This window comes from Adhaeribacter aerolatus (assembly GCF_007991635.1).
In the GTDB taxonomy this organism is placed as follows: Bacteria; Bacteroidota; Bacteroidia; order Cytophagales; family Hymenobacteraceae; genus Adhaeribacter; species Adhaeribacter aerolatus.
The window spans coordinates 21,177-34,500 of sequence record NZ_BJYS01000016.1; the positions used below are offsets into that span (position 1 = coordinate 21,177).

Annotated in this window: 12 protein-coding genes and 1 tRNA gene; 3 read left to right on the forward strand and 10 right to left on the reverse strand. The window is 43.8% G+C overall.

Annotated features, from left to right (window positions below; all coding sequences use genetic code 11):
• Nucleotides 1-201 precede the first annotated feature (201 nt).
• Nucleotides 202-1,539 carry a peptidoglycan DD-metalloendopeptidase family protein gene (locus AAE02nite_RS11380; protein ID WP_146897861.1) on the forward strand — a complete coding sequence of 446 codons (1,338 nt, stop codon included), beginning with the start codon at nucleotides 202-204 and terminating at the stop codon, nucleotides 1,537-1,539.
• A 396-nt stretch (nucleotides 1,540-1,935) separates the two neighbouring features.
• Here the strand turns inward: AAE02nite_RS11380 and AAE02nite_RS11385 are convergent, their stop codons facing one another.
• From AAE02nite_RS11385 to AAE02nite_RS11405, 5 genes are all read right to left on the reverse strand, one after another.
• Complete coding sequence (locus tag AAE02nite_RS11385; protein WP_146897862.1) at nucleotides 1,936-2,142, reverse strand: hypothetical protein; 207 nt, start codon at nucleotides 2,140-2,142, stop codon at nucleotides 1,936-1,938.
• A gap of 239 nt (nucleotides 2,143-2,381) precedes the next feature.
• Complete coding sequence (locus AAE02nite_RS11390; RefSeq protein WP_146897863.1) at nucleotides 2,382-2,945, reverse strand: NADPH-dependent FMN reductase; 564 nt, start codon at nucleotides 2,943-2,945, stop codon at nucleotides 2,382-2,384.
• A 379-nt stretch (nucleotides 2,946-3,324) separates the two neighbouring features.
• Entirely contained in the window at nucleotides 3,325-4,875 is a 1,551-nt protein-coding gene (locus AAE02nite_RS11395) for a sulfatase family protein (RefSeq protein WP_146897864.1), read from the reverse strand.
• 55 nt (nucleotides 4,876-4,930) lie between these two features.
• Nucleotides 4,931-5,362, reverse strand: coding sequence for a rhodanese-like domain-containing protein (locus AAE02nite_RS11400; protein ID WP_146897865.1), 432 nt, complete (start codon nucleotides 5,360-5,362; stop codon nucleotides 4,931-4,933).
• A gap of 525 nt (nucleotides 5,363-5,887) precedes the next feature.
• A complete protein-coding gene (locus AAE02nite_RS11405; protein WP_146897866.1) occupies nucleotides 5,888-6,337 on the reverse strand; it encodes a hypothetical protein in 450 nt (149 codons plus the stop codon).
• 506 nt (nucleotides 6,338-6,843) lie between these two features.
• Between AAE02nite_RS11405 and AAE02nite_RS11410 the strand changes: the two genes are divergently transcribed.
• Complete coding sequence (locus AAE02nite_RS11410) at nucleotides 6,844-7,206, forward strand: hypothetical protein (RefSeq protein WP_146897867.1); 363 nt, start codon at nucleotides 6,844-6,846, stop codon at nucleotides 7,204-7,206.
• A gap of 316 nt (nucleotides 7,207-7,522) precedes the next feature.
• Here the strand turns inward: AAE02nite_RS11410 and AAE02nite_RS11415 are convergent, their stop codons facing one another.
• From AAE02nite_RS11415 to AAE02nite_RS11430, 4 genes are all read right to left on the reverse strand, one after another.
• Nucleotides 7,523-7,780, reverse strand: a complete 258-nt coding sequence (locus AAE02nite_RS11415; RefSeq protein ID WP_146897868.1) for a hypothetical protein — start codon at nucleotides 7,778-7,780, stop codon at nucleotides 7,523-7,525.
• 77 nt (nucleotides 7,781-7,857) lie between these two features.
• A tRNA-Thr gene (locus AAE02nite_RS11420) sits at nucleotides 7,858-7,930 on the reverse strand.
• 123 nt (nucleotides 7,931-8,053) lie between these two features.
• Nucleotides 8,054-10,507 carry a DUF349 domain-containing protein gene (locus AAE02nite_RS11425; RefSeq protein ID WP_146897869.1) on the reverse strand — a complete coding sequence of 818 codons (2,454 nt, stop codon included), beginning with the start codon at nucleotides 10,505-10,507 and terminating at the stop codon, nucleotides 8,054-8,056.
• A gap of 35 nt (nucleotides 10,508-10,542) precedes the next feature.
• Complete coding sequence (locus AAE02nite_RS11430; protein WP_146897870.1) at nucleotides 10,543-11,094, reverse strand: YqgE/AlgH family protein; 552 nt, start codon at nucleotides 11,092-11,094, stop codon at nucleotides 10,543-10,545.
• 280 nt (nucleotides 11,095-11,374) lie between these two features.
• Here AAE02nite_RS11430 and pdxH point away from each other — a divergent pair, with 280 nt between their 5' ends.
• On the forward strand, nucleotides 11,375-12,031 hold the full coding sequence (gene pdxH / locus AAE02nite_RS11435) for a pyridoxamine 5'-phosphate oxidase (RefSeq protein WP_146897871.1): 657 nt from the start codon (nucleotides 11,375-11,377) through the stop codon (nucleotides 12,029-12,031).
• Between the two features lie 114 nt (nucleotides 12,032-12,145).
• On the opposite strand, the gene AAE02nite_RS11440 is transcribed toward pdxH, so the two are convergent.
• Nucleotides 12,146-13,177 carry a bile acid:sodium symporter family protein gene (locus AAE02nite_RS11440; RefSeq protein ID WP_246150981.1) on the reverse strand — a complete coding sequence of 344 codons (1,032 nt, stop codon included), beginning with the start codon at nucleotides 13,175-13,177 and terminating at the stop codon, nucleotides 12,146-12,148.
• Nucleotides 13,178-13,324: the final 147 nt, after the last annotated feature.

Here is a 13,324-nt window from a genome sequence, read left to right on the forward strand (position 1 = left end):
ATACATGTATTTAGCACTTTCTGTATTAAAGAGGAACATATTCAAGCTAAATAATCAAGCATATAGCTGAACCATTTTTTCCGAAAGCAGTTACAACCGATTTGCATTCAGATTATTGTACTGAATTTAATTTTTATTTCTATTTGTTTAGCCCTAGTTTTGCGCCTCCTAAAAAGACGCATTAACTAAGATATATATTTAATGATAAAACGAAGTAAAGGCCTGGCTGCCCTAATCGTACTCTCTTTCCTCATTTTTATTTCGGCCGCCCAAGTTCCCGATTTAGATATTACCAGTGTTCTTTCTAAAATCAACTCAACCGATAAGCAGCCGGCCGCTCCGCCGGTGCCAGTGACCGAAATTATACCGCCTGCCCCCATTGTGTACGGCATTCCTACCGATTCTTTAGAAATTGTAGAAGAGGTGGTGGCGCGCGGCGAAACTGTTTCCAGCATACTCAGCGCCTATAATATTTCGCCGGTTACCATTAATAACCTGGCCCAAAAAGCAAAAGGGGTATTTAACTTAAAGCGCATTCAGCCCAAGCGCAATTATATTTTACTGCACTCCCGCGACTCGGCGCAAACGGCGCAATATTTTATTTATGAACCCAACGAGCGGGAATATATTATTTACGACCTGCGCGACAGCCTGGCGGTTACCCGCCACAAGCGCGAAATGCAGATAACAGAGCGGGAACTGGCCGGCGAAATTAAAGGCTCGTTGTACGAGTCGGTGCTGGTGGCCGGCGGCTCGGCGCAACTCGTAGACCGGTTGGCCGACATTTATGCCTGGCGTATGAACCTGAACTACCTGCAGCCAGGCGATAAGTTTAAACTTATTTTTGAGGAGAAAAGCATAAACGGCAGCGTAATAGGCTACGGTGCTTTAAAGGCTGCTTTTTTAGAGCATAATGGCCAGCCCCTTTACGCCATTGCCTTCGACCAGGGCAAAGGCACCACTTACTACGACCAGGACGGTAAAAGCTTTAAAAAAGCATTTCTGAAAGAACCCCTGGAATATTCGCGGGTAAGTTCGCGGTACACGATGCGGCGGTTTCACCCGGTGCAAAAAAGGTTTAAAGCGCACCTCGGCACCGATTTTGCCGCTCCGCGGGGCACCCCAATCCGGAGCGTGGGCGAAGGCGTAGTGGTGGAATCGGCATATAACCGCGGCAACGGTTATTTTGTAAAAATAAAGCACAACAAAACGTACACTACCCAATACCTGCACCTGTCCAGGTTTGCCAAAGGCATTCGCAAGGGTAAAACGGTACTGCAAGGTCAAACCATCGGTTACGTAGGCAGCACGGGGCTGAGCACTGGTCCGCACCTTTGCTACCGCCTCTGGAAGAACGGCAAACAGGTAGATGCTTTAAAAGTTAAACTGCCGCTGGCGGAGCCGGTAAACCGGAAAAACAAAGAAGCCTTTTTAGCTGCCAAAGAAGAAATTATAAAGCGGATGGAAGCGCTGGATTTAAGCCAGCCCAATCAACAAATGCTGGCCGCTGATAAAACCCAGGTGGATAAGAAGAGTTAACAAAGCAGATCCCTTTAAGCTCATGCATGTGCCAATTAACAAACATGAATCATCCCGAACTTTAAAAAGCTGCAATTGAGAGCTGGATGGGGCATTTTTGTTGTAAAAAAAGGTGCTTCTTTGCTCTATTTTCTTAGGCTTTATAAGCCTACTGTGTGGGAAATAACGATTCAGATGATTCATTTACTGGGAAGAATAAGCCCAATAGCCTCCATTTAGAAGACCTTACGGGTAAGTGTTAGCATGAGAAAAGCGCTCTGGAAGTAACTCAGGGCGCTTTTCTGTTTTTTCTTCCCTTTACAAAAATTCGGGATGATTCCTCTTTCTATTTTAAAATATAAGTAATTTAAAATATTGCGTAGATTTAAATAAGCATAGGCAGGATCCTCCTTAAAGTTATCTTTGTTTTACTTCTTTTAACCGGTTCAGTAGCTTTACTTTATAAGACTGATACCGTATAAACTCAATGGGGCTTTCTTCGTTTTCGAGCAGATGTTCCAGGTAAAAGAGACAATCTTGTACTTCTTCCAGACTCAACTCTGTTACATCCAAATCTTCAAAAATAGTAAACTCCAATCCTTGCATGTAGAATAATGCTTCCAAAATTGATGAATCTTAAATATATAATTATTACAATATTATTAGGGTACAAATTTAAAGAATTCTTTTATTCCGGCCTATAGCTAAGTCGTTTCAGTCTCTAAAATAATTGTAAAATATTGTGATGTAGGGAGTATATTTTTTTCGTCAGGCCAAAACTTAAATTAAAGTCAGGTTATAAGCGTTTAATATGATATAAATCAGCCGCCTAGACAGATTAACTTGGTATAATTAATCAGCAATTATTCTTTTTCCATTCGTTTTTTTGCTTCAATACACCACAGCCATTCATCAGTGAAAGTTTTGGCTCGCCTTTCCGTACCAGCTTTATCCGTGGGGTTACCTTCTGGGTCAAAGCTTTCCTGCACTTTCGGTACCGGGAACATGGCCGGTACTACCCAGGCCCTTATTTTCCAGAGGATAAACTGCAACGAAGTAATTACCTGGGTGCCCCCGAAACTACCGTCCGAAACCGTAGCAATGGCAATTGGCTTCCGGCGCCATTCTTCGTAAAGGAGATCCACCACGTTTTTCAGGCTGGCCGGGTAGCCCCCGTTATACTCGGGCGTAACCATTAAAATGCCATCGGCTTGCTGGATTTTTCCAGTAAAATCCAGCACCTGCTGCGTTGGATTTTGCTGATATTTCAGGCGCTCTTCAAAAACCGGGAAATTGTATTCCTGTAAATCCAGTAATTCGACGGTACCCAGCTTATGCTCCCGGATGTAAGTCTGAAAAAACAAAGCTACTCTTCTGGAATTATTATTCGTCCGGACACTGGCAGAAATCACGGCAAGATGTGGCATATAGTTTTTGGTTAATTTAAGTATTTAAACATTTATGGCTTACGCAGAAGGATGTTAGTGAGATGGCCAGGCGGGTATAAACAGAAAGGTATTGCCTGGTAGCCGTGTTATAGGTAACGCCATACTTACGATAGAGGCTAAGACTTTTGTATTAAGTGAACATGGCTCCTTCCTGCTGATGCCACTACGTCGTTACAATGTGGCGATGCTAAACTAATATTTAGTAGAACCCAGCTATTAAGAAGATTTTTTTTTAATAGCCGCCATTAACTTTCTTGCAAAACATTCTTTTAATATATATACCATTTATTTAAAGCGATCTACATATTTGAACTTAAACCAGGAATTTAGCCGCCTAATTATTTAAAGTTACATTAAATTAATTTATTACCTGATTCGTTAGCGCTATTGCTTCCTCGTCTTCGTATTGTCGGAGTAAGGTTTGCAGCTTTGCTTTTAAGTCGGCCGTAATTTTTTCGTATTGTGATTGACCGTACAAATTATTCATTTCGTGGGGGTCTTTTTGCAAGTCGTACAGTTCCCAGGCGTTTACCCGTTTGTAAAACCGGATGAGCTTGTACCGGTTTGTTTTAATCCCAAAGTGCGGCGATACGGCATGCTCGCCGTTTTCGTAATAATGATAATAGATGGCATCCCGGCCTTTCGCAGGCTTATTCCGAAACAAAGGCAGCATAGATTTGCCCTGCACCGCCGGGGGTATTTTCACGCCGGCCGCTTCGAGCAGCGTAGGCGCAATATCTAAATTTAGAACCAGATGGTCCGAAACAGTGCCGGGCTTAATAACACCGGGGTATCGCATCACCATAGGGTTCCGGAAAGATTCTTCGTACATAAACCGTTTGTCGAACCAGCCGTGTTCGCCCATAAAAAAGCCTTGGTCCGATAAATATATTACAATGGTATTGTCGGTTAGCTTGTGCTGGTCCAGGTAATCGAGGGTGCGGCCAATATTGCGGTCTAAAGAGGCGGCGGTACTTAAATAATCGCGCATATAGCGCTGGTATTTCCACTCGGTTAAAGCTTTGCCAGATAAATGGCGGGCTAATAAATCGGCTTCAATGGGTTGGTAATACTGGTCAAATTTTTGGCGCTGCGCCGGATTCATGCGGCTAATGGTAGGTTCTTCCTTTTTAATGAAGGAAAGCATTTTTAAATCATAAGCCATCTGCATGGTTTTTTCGACAGACATATCCTGCACGCGAGCTGCCTCCCGGTGGTGGTACTGGTCGTAGAAAGTAGCCGGCAACGGAAAATTCACCTTATCAAACTTACCTAAGTCGTTAATATCCGGTATCCAGGTGCGGTGCGTGGCTTTGTGCCCGATTACGAGGCAGAAAGGTTTATTCTTATTCCGGCCATCGAGCCAGGCTTCAGCTTCCGCCGAAATAATATTGGTCACGTACCCCTCAGTGCGCTGGGTAGTGCCGTTCATGGTCAAAAAATCGGGATTATAATATTGCCCCTGGCCCGGTAATATTTTCCAGTAATCAAAGCCTTGCGGCTGGGTTTCGAGGTGCCATTTACCTATCCAGGCGGTTTGGTAACCACCTGCTCCCAATTGTTTTATAAAAGTGTACTGGCTGCCATCAAAACGTGAATTTTCGTTATCGCGGAAGCCATTTTTATGACTGTACTTGCCGGTAAGTAAAACGGCCCGGCTGGGCCCGCAGATGGAGTTGGTAACGTAAGCTTTTTTAAACAACACCCCTTCCCGGGCAATGCGGTCGATATGGGGTGTTTGCATGAGTTTACTGCCATACGCACTAATGGCCTGAAAAGCATGGTCATCGGAAATGATAATAACAATATTGGGTTTTTGCCGGGCTTCTGCCTGCCAAGCTCCCAAAAGGGAAAAAAATAAGAAAGCGAATCTTGCTTTGTAATTCATTTTAGGAATGAATATCAGCATGTTGTTTTATTAAGTTAAATTAAAACTTTATATTCTTGCGTGATAGCAAGGCTGTTTATTCTGCTACTGCTACACCCGCATTTTTCAGGCTATTAAAACCTTCCGATACGTTAATGACCTGCTTAAAACCCATTTGCTGCATTAATTTTGCCGCTTTGCTGCTGCGCCCACCCACCGCACAATATACCAGGTAAGGCCGGTTCTTATCCAGCTTGGCCAGTTGAGCCGCAAAATCCGGATGGTTAAAATTTAAGTTCAAAGCATTTTTTAAGTGTCCACCGGCATATTCGGTTGGTGTTCGTACATCCAGCACGGTAACTTTGGCGTTTTGGGCCAGCACCGCTTTAGCACCCTGGCTATCTACTGTCTGGTAGTTCGCAACCGGCTTTTGCAGCAGAGCCGGCACCGGGGCTGCACCTACGGTAGCAGGCAGACTAGTTAGGCCCAGGATAAAAAAAGAGAAAATAAAAAAGCAGGTCTTTTTCATGATTAAGCAAATGGAAATAAAAATATTGCTGCAAAATAAGCTTTATGTTCGTATTTCAAACGCTACAAGATAAACTCTCACCGTCCTTTAAAACCAATGAGATTTGTTATATTACTGCTTGTCCTAAATTTAGAAACTTATTAGGCCTGTATAGTAAAACTATTAATTCAAGAGATGCTTTCAGCAATACTAAGGGGGTTTAATTTATATGTCCTAATCGTAGCTCTAAATGCGGACGGTTCAAAACGCTTGGAAAAATATTGAGTGGGACTTTCAGGTCGTAGATTACTTCCTTTGTTAACTCAAAAGCTACTTCTAAACCGATGGTACCGGCTCCTAATCCGCCGCCACCTATATATTTTTAATAGCATTCCGGCGTTTGTCGCCAATGCCGATGCAGTCTACGATGAGGCCGCTGGGTTTGTGGCTGAACCCGGTATTTTAAATTTGCTACTAAATGCTGACTCAAGTGTGCTTACGCTACACCTTTGCGCTATCGTCAGAATATTACTCCTTCTTTTGGCTTTACTTCTCCAACTCTTCGGTATAAATTGCCCGCTCGGCTGATTTTTGGATCTGGCCTGCTTTATAATATACATCATCCAGGTCTCTTTGCCAGACCATACGGGAAGAGGTCACGGCAATGAGGGTATAGGTGGTAGTGATGCCGGGTAAATGCAGGATTACCTTTTTCGTTTTCTCCTCTCTTACCACGGAGTAAGTACCCTGCGCGGTAGTTCCATCCGGATATTTAACCCGAACCATCGTACCGTCAAAATCATATACGTTACCTTTTTCAGTCGCAATCTCCTGCTCATGGACCAAATGGCTATCCACGATGTATTGTATCTGTATCCGGCCACTCTTCCAGCTGCCTTTTATCGAATCATGCCGTTGACCAGCAACTTGCTGCTTCTCCGGATTACCTAACCCTGCTAACCAAAACAAGAGCGGAAAATAGATAAGTGTTTTCATAACTTGGCAGCAACGTATCCTTTTCTATTTATAATACGAATTGTTAATGTACCCACCCAACGAGCAGCAGAAGAATGAGCGGTATATTGCCCTCCCTTTTCTGTCTTCCCTTTCAATATTGCTAAATTTAATTTCACCTTGCCGGTCTAACCAAATATATTTATTTATAGCACTTTATTCTTCAATCTTAAATACTCCTTACCTGATAATGGTTCCTGGCAAGGTATTAAATTCTTTTTTCTTGGGCGAAACAAGTTTAACATCGGCTCCCAGGCTAACCTTACCCAACTTCCAGCCAGAATTTTCTCTGAACACAGATTTTTGTACACGATAGATTTTTTATTTACACTAACCTGTTTTTTATAACCCAGGAATTTTGAAAAAAAGCAATAAATATAAAGTATTAATTAAAGTAAAAAAGTATAAATAAATTAAAATCAATAATTTATCAAGTCATTAATTCTAACCACTCGTATAGATAAGTAGATTGTACCTTATTAAATATTATGAAAGCCAAGGCCTTTTTATTACCGCTACTTATGGGAGTATTGATGCTTCTTACTACCCAAAGTTTTGCGCAAACGACCACTACCAACCAAGACCAAAATTGGGATAAGCAAACCAAAGCCGCGCAAGACAAACAAAGACTTGATGACGCAAAGGACCTGAAAAGAGAAAGTAAAGCTGCCGCCAGGGAAACCCAGGCTAAGGCCAAAGAAGCAGATAGAATAGAAGATGATGCCTCGGATGCTGCCAAACAGGCTAAACAAGCAGTCAGAACTGAAGTAAAGGCGCAAAGAACCCGCGAAAATGCTGATAAGCAAGCGAAGAAAGCCGCCAGAGCTTCTGAAAAAGCCAATAACAATTAATTTTTTCTCTCCGTGAATTTCAATAAAACTATGAGTAAAATTGGCCCCAGTAATGGGGCTTTTTTATTAGATAGTAATAATAAAACGAAACCCTTAAAGCACAACAACTCCGATTCGTATTGGCCTTAAATAAAGATTACTAAAGGCAGGATCTATTAAGAATCAACATGAGTAATGCATTTTAAGCAGAATTGGACAGCCCCCGGGAAATAATAAATGCTCTCTCCTACCAATTGCTTCTAATTTTAAGAAAAGGAACAAAATCAGGCTAATCTAAGCCCCGGTAGTGCCATTATAAACCAACTACTATTTTCTTCTACTTTACGACCGATTCGAGTACCCGGGCAATGGCTTGCAATAACTCTATGTCTATTCTCGCGCCTTTCTCCAACTGCGCCTGGTCCAGAACCGCGCGGTAATTCCGTTCTTCGTCGGGTTCAAACATAATGAACTGCCCATCTATATCTACCTGTATTTTGTGGGTATAACCGGTCATGAGCACCTGGGCCGGAAAAACTAACTCCTCACCTCTGTAGGTAACGGGTATTTCTAAAACAGCATCCGAAGCAGCCATGTATTAAATTTTTTGGTTGAAAATATGGGAAAATAAAAAACCACTTACAGCTAGTATGCCATAAGTGGTTTTAAAGGAGCCCCCAGCCGGGATCGAACCAGCGACCTACTGATTACAAGTCAGTTGCTCTACCAGCTGAGCTATGGAGGCAATTACTGGTGTGCTTATTCTTTCAAAGCGGTAGCAAAATTAGTACTTAGTTTTAATTATGCAAACACCAGTACCGGTAATCTTTAATATTTTTTTAATTAGCTGATAATCAAAAATAAAATTTTAACTATTCCGGAAAGCATAGAGCTGCCGCTGTAATACCTGGATGCGTTGATCGGCTTCGGCAATGCGGACCTGGTACTCTTCGCGCAGCTTTTCGGCATTTTTACTCCGCCCAAAAAACTCTATATTGGTTTTTAAGGTCCGGATATCATTTTCCAGGTTCGAAATATCGCGACGGATAGCCTGCTCCTTCTGCTGAATGCGGTGCTGGGCATCGGGTCCCTGCTTAAAGCGGGTTACTTGCAACTCGGCTATAACGGCAACTTTCTCTTCGTTAGTTAAATCTACAATCGAGTTCACAAATTTTTCGAGTAAATCGAAATAGCGGTCATCGAGCTTGCCGGTGCCTTTGTTCGAAGGCAAGCCGAGCCACCGGTTCCGGAGCATTTCGTATTCTTCGTAAGAGCCCGGCTCGGTGTTTAGCGAGGTAATGCGGCTGGCCAGTTCCTCGAAATAAGTTTGCTTTATCTGCGAAGCCTGGTTTAATTCGTTTTCGCGCTGCTGCACCTGATTTTGTTTGCGGTCGAAGAACTCGTTACAAGCCGAACGGAAGCGCTGCCAGAGTTTATCGGAATATTTATCGGGAACCCGGCCAATGGTCTTCCATTTTTTCTGAAGCTGAATCAGCTTTTCTTTCGTTTCATCCCAGTCGGTGCTGTCGCGCAGGGCTTCGGCTTGCTCGCATAACTCGGTTTTTAGCCGCAGGTTCTGCATTTTCTGCTCGTCCAGGTTTTTAAAGAAAGCGTTTTTGTGGTTGAAAAAAGCTTTGTAGCTGCTCCAGAACCGCTTGTTTATTTCATCGGCCCGCTCTTTGGGTACTAAACCTACGGCATCCCATTCTTCTTTCAGTTTCTGAATTTCGTCGGTTTTGTCGCGCCAATCGTTAATACGGTCGGTGTTAAAATTCTGGAAAGCTTCCATGCGCTCCAGCAAAGCGGTTTTCTTCACCAGGTTTTCCTGCTCATGCGCCTTTCTTTCCGAAATAAATTCCTTTTTGCGGGCATGCACTTTTTCTGAAGCCTGAATAAACCGCTCCCAAATTACATCGCGCTGATCGTTGGGTACCGGGCCCACGTTTTTCCATTCTTCGTGCAACTTGCGCAGTTCTTGCAGGGCCGTATTTATCGAAGGCTGGTCTACCAAGCTTTCGGCGCGTTCGCATAACTGAACTTTGTGTTGCAGATTGCGCCGGCGGTCGAGTTCTTTCAGCTCGTAAAAAATGCTGCGGTTGTTGTAGAAAATATCCAGCAAGGCGTGGTAAGAATTCCAGAGCTGTTTCGAATCAGCGGCGGGTACCGGGCCAATGGCTTTCCACTCGTTTTGGATCTGGCGTATTTTATCACCACTGCTTTTGGTTTCCGGCGATTCTACCAGTTCGCGTAACTCGTCCAGCAGTTCTTGTTTGCGTTTGGCGTTCTTAACTTTTTGTTCTTCGTCCTGGCGTTGTTCGCGGCTGCGGTTTTCCCGGAACTGCGCGTAGGCTTTTTCTAATTCCTGGTGTTCAAAACCCAGCTGGTAATCAAAATCGTCGCTGCTGCCGCCATCGGCTACAAAACGGTCCAGTGCTTCGGTTTTTTCAACACTAAGTTTGGTTTCGTACAACCGGTACAATTCGTATATCTGCCGGGCTTCCGGCCGGCCGGCCGATTTTAGCATCTGCTTTAATTTTTGCCGCAAATCAGCTAAGCTTAAAGTGCTGTAATCAGTTTCAGATATTTCGCTGTGATGGTCGTCCTGATGGTCCTCGTCCAGGAGCATTTCGTGTTCCCGGGGAACGCTTCTGCCTTCGGATGTAGTACTACCCGCACCCATTAGAAGCGCCGATGTAGCTGCTTCAGGCGAAGCAATTGCCAAATTATCGCTTAAATCAGGGTCTGTGGCCGGAATTACACCCGCCGTACTTAAACTTTCGGGCGCAATTCTTTCCGGACCACTGCCAGTTTCGGTTACAGATTCTGTTTCGGCTGCAAGTGGCATGACTTCGTTTGTGGCCAAATCCGGATTAATACTTTCCTGGGCCGCCAGCTCATCTGTCTGTATATTTTGTGCTTCCGGAGCCGGATTATTTTCCAGAAAATTATCAGGCGAGGCCGTTGGTGCTATCGCGTTAGCAGAACTAGTAAGGTTTGATTCTGTCGGATTTACCGGGGCAGAAACTACCGGAGCAGAAGAATCGTTAAGGGGCGTCGGTACAAGCGGATCAGCCGGATTATTTCCTTCTTCTGTTCCGCTGGTACCGACCACCGGTACCGCCGGCGTAGGCGGTATTACCTCGTGCATGGCTACGGCCCCGCCCATTACATTGCCCGAGCTATTCAGATCTTCGTCCGACCGGGTCTGGCCTTCGTTTTTCCGGGCATTTAATTCCGCTAATCTTCTTTCCAGAATACGCTGCGGATTTTCGGCAGCATCGCCTGCCTGGTTATCCGTGGTATTATTTGTAGTGTCCACCATAATATTATTCTTATGTCGTTAGTAATCCGGCTTAATTAGTTTAAGCTAGGGTCTATGGGGTAATTGGCCAGTACTTTGTATTTGCCGCCCATTTGTTTCAGAATCTCGCGCCAGAGCGTATCCTGGTTCAAATTAAATAAATTATCTGTTGCTTTATTATTAACTATCCAAACATTATTTTCAATTTCTTCTTCCAACTGCCCCGGCGACCAGCCCGAATAACCTAAAAAAAACCGGATATCGTCGGCAGCAATTGAACCAATTGAAAGTAAGTATTTTAATTTTTCGTAATCGCCTCCCCAATATACACTATTTCCCAACGCAATTGCTTCTTCCAGTTCTTCCAGTTGGTGTATGTAATGCAGGGTGTTGTACTGCATGGGGCCGCCAATATTTAACTCCATGTCGGTATTATACTGTTCAATGTCCAGCACATCCGATAATTTTAAATTCGATTTCCGGTTTAACACCAGCCCAAAAGAGCCTTCTTCGTCGTGCCGGCAAATTAATACCACGGTCCGTTCAAAATTCGGATCTCCCATAAAAGGTTCGGAGATCAGAATAGTGCCACTTCTAATTTTTTTCATTTTAGCATATATTTTAAATGCTGCCCGAATTATAGCCTGTAAAATTTTTAGATTCGATTTAAGTACCGAATCTTTTTAATCATCTTACTTAAGTACGCAACTTCTTATATAATTCGTATAAAATTTAGTTTCGTTTTTTGTTTTCTACTTTAGTTAGCTGCTTTAAGTTATCAGAATTGACCTGGTACAGCACATTCTTCCGGGGCAACTTAATCGTTAAACCAGTATACAGGAAAACAAAACAGAATTCTCTATATTTCGGCGTCCAAACTTTTATCTTATGTCCGAAAAATTAAACCTGGCCGCTATCCGTAAAAATTATTCTTTACAGGGTTTAACCGAAGAGTTGGTACTTTCCGACCCTTTTGCCCAATTTAATAAATGGATGCAGGAAGCCCTGGCCGCCCAGGTAGAAGAGCCTACTGCTATGGTGCTTTCTACGGTAGATGCAGCCGGTCAGCCTTCGTCCCGGGTAGTATTGTTAAAGGCAGTGGAAGAAAATAAATTTATTTTCTTTTCGAACTACAACAGCCGCAAAGGCAAAGAAATGGCCCTAACCGGAAAAGTAGCCCTTACCTTTTTCTGGCCGGCATTGGAAAGACAAATTCGGATTGAGGGGCAGGTAACACAGGTGCAACCCGCATTATCGGATGAATATTTTGCCAGCCGGCCCCGCGGCAGTCAGATTGGCGCCTGGGCTTCGCCACAAAGCCAGACTATTGGCAACCGGCAGGAACTGGAAAAAGCTACCACCGCTATTCAGGAAAAATTTGGCGAAAACGAGCCCATTCCCCGGCCACCGCACTGGGGTGGGTTTGGCGTGTCGCCTACCTACATCGAGTTCTGGCAAGGCCGGCCCAACCGCCTCCACGACCGTCTGGCCTTTACCCGCCCTACCCCTGAAAAAAATTGGGTATTAACCCGGCTGGCTCCCTGAGTACTGCTGCTTTTGTTTTCCTCCGCAGTAAGTCTGGTGCTTTAGAAAGTTTTACCGCTAACAGTTAATTTCCTGATGCTGCAAGGAAACGGTTTGAAGTTAATTCCGAGGGACTTAAACATTGGTAACCTGCTTTTTCCGGGCAAACCGCTGGGCGATAATGCTGGCAAAAATAAGTTGCAGGGCATGGTAAATCATAATGGGCAGCAGCACCAAGCCCGCCATAGCCGCATCCGGAAATATTACTTTAGACATAACCGTACCGTGCACCAACGATTTTTTAGAACCGCAAAACAAAGCGGTAATCTGGTTTTCGCGGTTTAAGTTTAACGCCCGGCCAGCGGCGTAAACCAAAGCCATTACCAGAAAGAAGAACAACGCGAGGACTAAACCTAGTAGCAATATATCGGCGGTATTGAAATCCCTGAATAAATTACGTGCAAAAGATTCGCAAAACGAGTTAAAAACAATTATCAAAATAATAACCTGGTCGAAAAGGCGCAGTTTCTGCCGATGATTTTCCGCAAAATATCCGAAACGCTGGTGCAAGCCAATGCCGAGGGTCACCGGTAGTAATACTTGTAAGATAAGCTTACCGAATATAGATCCGAAATCGAAAGTACCGGTACTGGCCTGCAGGAACCAGCCCATCCAGAGTGGGGTTATAAAAACACCTAATAAACTGGAAATACTGGCATTAAAGATAGCCGCGGGTAAATTACCGCCGGCAATCGAAACCATCACTACCGACGACGAAACTGTAGACGGCAAAGCCGCCAGGTAAAAAGCGCCCAGCCATAATATTTCGGGTACTTGGGTTTGCCAAAGGCCTTGGGCAATCAATATTAAAACCGGAAATAAAACGAATGTCGTGCCCTGAATTAATAAATGTAAATGCCAGTTGCTTAATCCAACGCGTAGTTTCTCCGGACTTAAGCGCAATCCATAAAAGAAAAAGATGAGGGCAACGCCATAGGTAGAAATAGTTTCTAAGGGCAGCGGCCCACCCGATTTGCCTAAACCCGGCCATAAATAAGCCAAGATAATTAAACCAAGTAAAGAAAGTAAAAACCCATCCAATCCCACCCGGGCGGCTAAATCTTTAAATTTGGTGTTAATACTTACGTTCCTGGTTTCTTTTGTCACTTTTAATTTTGGTTGCTAATACTGTTAATTTTTGCCGGGTATTGGCTGTTCTCCTGGCAAAGGCATCCTCTAATACGAGCTCAAATTAAAAGCTATTAGCAACCGCCAAAAAAAGTTACCAATATTTATTATTTGCTTTTAAAAATA